Raw genomic sequence first — 2898 nt, 5'->3', positions numbered from 1 at the left:
TGTTCTAAAGATTCATCTGTCCATTGCTGTTCAATGATTTTAGCAGCGTGAGAACTTACATTTTTAAAGGTTATAGCGATTTCCTGGGCAGAAGATGGAACGCTTGCTGTACTTTCTATTCTGTCTATGCTCAGTCCAAATTCAGTTAGATAATCTGGAATATTGGTTGTAAAATGCCAAGCAATTCTTCCTAACGTACGTCCTTCAGGGTAAACTTGTTGTTTCAATGAATCATCTGTTAAGCTATCCAAAACTTTTTGAGTTAGCATAGCTTCGTTGTTCCATTCTTTGATAAAATCTGAAATGGTATTATACATGTAAAAGACCTCCCAATATAAATCTAATCTAAATTAACACTTAAATAATATCATAGAAAAAACCAGTTGGCTTATTTACTAAAGAAAGGAGATTCTATGTTATTTAAAGCTACTGCTCAAAAAACTATTATTTTCACTCTATTACCTTTAAATGCTTTATTATGCATTCAAGCAGTTCAATATAAAGCATTTGATTTTTTACTTCTTTTTGCTATCCTTTGTTCGTTTCTTTCCCTGGGCCTCAGATATGAATTTCAAATAGACAAAGATACTTTAACCTATAGAACATATATATTATGGTTTCAAGTATATGCAAAAACCGTTAAACCAATGGACATTAAAAGAATTGTATTTAAACGGTTAAGTTGGAAAACAAAATTGGCAGTAGTAAAAGTAGAAAACGGGTGGAATATGCGAATAGCATTATTTAATCCACCAAATGTTTTTGAGGAATTAGAAACATTTGCACATGAATATGATGTAGATATTCAAAAAACATCAGATTATAAAATTCTAGAGAAAATGTCTTGAATGTCACCGCGTTTGGAATACATTAACTTTACGTATGGGGGTGCATAATCAGYCGTTATTCATTTCTAATTAAGCAGCTTTTGGACCTCTTTACCGCTACAAAACATTAGTAAAGAGGTCTTTTCCTAAGCACCTTCAAGTTTAAACACTTTGTCCTCCTTCCTCGCATCAACCTCAAGCCCTACTTAAAAATAGGCTTCAAGACCATTCTGTTTAACATTATTTGGATATACAATTCGTATATAACACTTTTTAAGAGGTGATGATTCTGTATATATCGAAAAAGCTTGGCATTTTAAGCTGGTTTGCTACTTGCTTGTATTTTTTAGTTGAACCTTTTTTTATTTTGACTTCAACTGCTCCCTACAGTTTTTTACATCACGCAATGAGTGATCTTGGCGTAACTTCTTGTGGAACCTATACCTATTCAATTGCACCTCATGATATTTGCTCTCCTCACCATTTCTGGATGAACGTATTGTTTATTATAAACGGATTAACACTTTCAATTGGTGTTCTGTACATTTCACAAAACCTAAAGAAAACAAAAATAACCCAACTAGCAACAGCTTTTATTCTTATATTAGCTTTGGGTAACATTGTTTCAGGCTTTATACCGGCTGATATAAATTTATTTTGGCATTCAATATTCGCTCAACTTGGCATGATCACTGTTTTAGCTGGTCTTTGGATGTCTGCATCATCTTTAACCAGCGGCAAGTATTGGACGTATGGCTGTTTAGTCTCTTTACTATTCATCCTCATACTCATTATGTTTGTATTTTTTGTTCCTATGCCTACCGGTCTGCTGCAAAGATTATTCTATTTAGTAATCTTTATATGGGGCACCGTGCTTTCCTTTATGTTAAACAAGTAATCCATTATCATTCCGTTTCATATGAGCTTACAAGATTACGTTCAACTACTCGCAATTTTAAATAGCAAAAAGTCCATAGAGACATCCCCTATGGACTTTTTATACGGTTTTGTTAGATAAATTCTCTTAATAATTCTTTAGATTTCTTTCCGCTAAAACCAAAATAATTGCCAATAAGCTTGACGTATTCTGTGTAGGTAACTTTTCTATTTAAAGCAGTTTCCCACCATCTCTGTGGATTATAATAGCGACTTCCACTAGAACAATAGGTTAATTGTATTTGGGTATCCTTAAATTCTTTATTAAAGTTTTTTTCTACCCTTTTCATATGATAGTTGGAAGAAACAACGATAGCGGATTGAAAATGATAGTTCATCATTAGCCTTTTTGTGAATTTAGCGTTTTCCGTAGTACTTGTAGCGTGATTTTCTAATATAATTGAATTCTCAGGTATCCCTGATTCCTTGGCTTGATGATAAAAATTATTCTCTTGACCATTCGAAAGGATTAAATGAGCCGCATAGCCTTTTTTATATAATTCAATTCCTTTCTCCAGTCGATCATTATCACCACTTAACACAATAATCACGTCAGATTTTACCGGCTTTTCGTTTACCACAAGCTCTTTCCCGGCAAATAGAAAAAAAACAATCCCTAATCCCAGCATAAATATACTAATTTTTATCCTTTTACCTTTAATTTTTTGCATATAGACCCTCATTTAAAAAGTTCACTTCATATCGTATCATAAAGCTCAATATTCATAAAAATAAAAAGGTAATCTTCAAAAAAAATTTAATTCTTATCTCTTTTTCTGAGTCTTTTCGTTCTTGCTAACTAGTGCTTTGTAGTTTATTAAAGGATAGATTTACTTCCTAAATAACGAGGTGCCCAGTAAGAATTGCTTAACGATGCAATAGTTACACCAGTTGAACTGCCAGCATGAATAAACTGCCCGTTTCCAATATAAATTCCAGCATGTGAAGGACCTCCAGTAGTATCAAAGAACACAATATCTCCTACATTTGGAGTAGATGTACTTTTTCCTGACTGATACAAGGTAGCTACTGTTCGCGGTACAGTTACTCCACCTCCATTTTTAAATACATAATAAATGAAACCGCTGCAATCGAAACCACTCGGAGACGTTCCTCCCCACACATATGGTACGCC

At 33.4% G+C, this 2898-nt stretch carries 5 protein-coding genes; 2 read left to right on the top strand and 3 right to left on the bottom strand.

What is annotated here, in order from left to right; translation table 11 throughout:
• Positions 1-317: DinB family protein (locus AC1DRF_RS21610; RefSeq protein ID WP_477741656.1), on the bottom strand; the 317-nt coding region annotated here is incomplete at its 3' end.
• A 96-nt stretch (positions 318-413) separates the two neighbouring features.
• Between AC1DRF_RS21610 and AC1DRF_RS21605 the strand changes: the two genes are divergently transcribed.
• Both AC1DRF_RS21605 and AC1DRF_RS21600 read left to right on the top strand, forming a co-directional pair.
• Positions 414-848 (top strand): diguanylate cyclase, encoded by a 435-nt coding sequence (locus AC1DRF_RS21605; RefSeq protein WP_427076729.1) that lies wholly within the window; start codon positions 414-416, stop codon positions 846-848.
• A 262-nt stretch (positions 849-1110) separates the two neighbouring features.
• Positions 1111-1725: a DUF998 domain-containing protein gene (locus AC1DRF_RS21600; protein WP_427076728.1), complete on the top strand. Its 615-nt coding sequence runs from the start codon at positions 1111-1113 to the stop codon at positions 1723-1725.
• Positions 1726-1837: 112 nt separating this feature from the next.
• Here AC1DRF_RS21600 and AC1DRF_RS21595 read toward each other — a convergent pair whose 3' ends face one another.
• On the bottom strand, positions 1838-2434 hold the full coding sequence (locus tag AC1DRF_RS21595; RefSeq protein WP_043980719.1) for a YdcF family protein: 597 nt from the start codon (positions 2432-2434) through the stop codon (positions 1838-1840).
• 146 nt (positions 2435-2580) lie between these two features.
• Positions 2581-2898: C40 family peptidase (locus tag AC1DRF_RS21590; RefSeq protein WP_477741655.1), on the bottom strand; the 318-nt coding region annotated here is incomplete at its 5' end.

The sequence above is a fragment of the Priestia sp. P5_B4 genome (assembly GCF_056400385.1).
The sequence above is the reverse complement of the archived record's forward strand: the minus strand, read 5'-3'. Positions and strand labels throughout refer to the sequence as shown.

Bases quoted from the DNA above. Each gene is read 5' to 3' on its own strand.
- AC1DRF_RS21605 (WP_427076729.1), top strand. From the start codon at position 414: ATGTTATTTAAAGCTACTGCTCAAAAAACTATTATTTTCACTCTATTA.
- AC1DRF_RS21600 (WP_427076728.1), top strand. From the start codon at position 1,111: ATGATTCTGTATATATCGAAAAAGCTTGGCATTTTAAGCTGGTTTGCT.
- AC1DRF_RS21595 (WP_043980719.1), bottom strand. From the start codon at position 2,434: ATGCAAAAAATTAAAGGTAAAAGGATAAAAATTAGTATATTTATGCTG.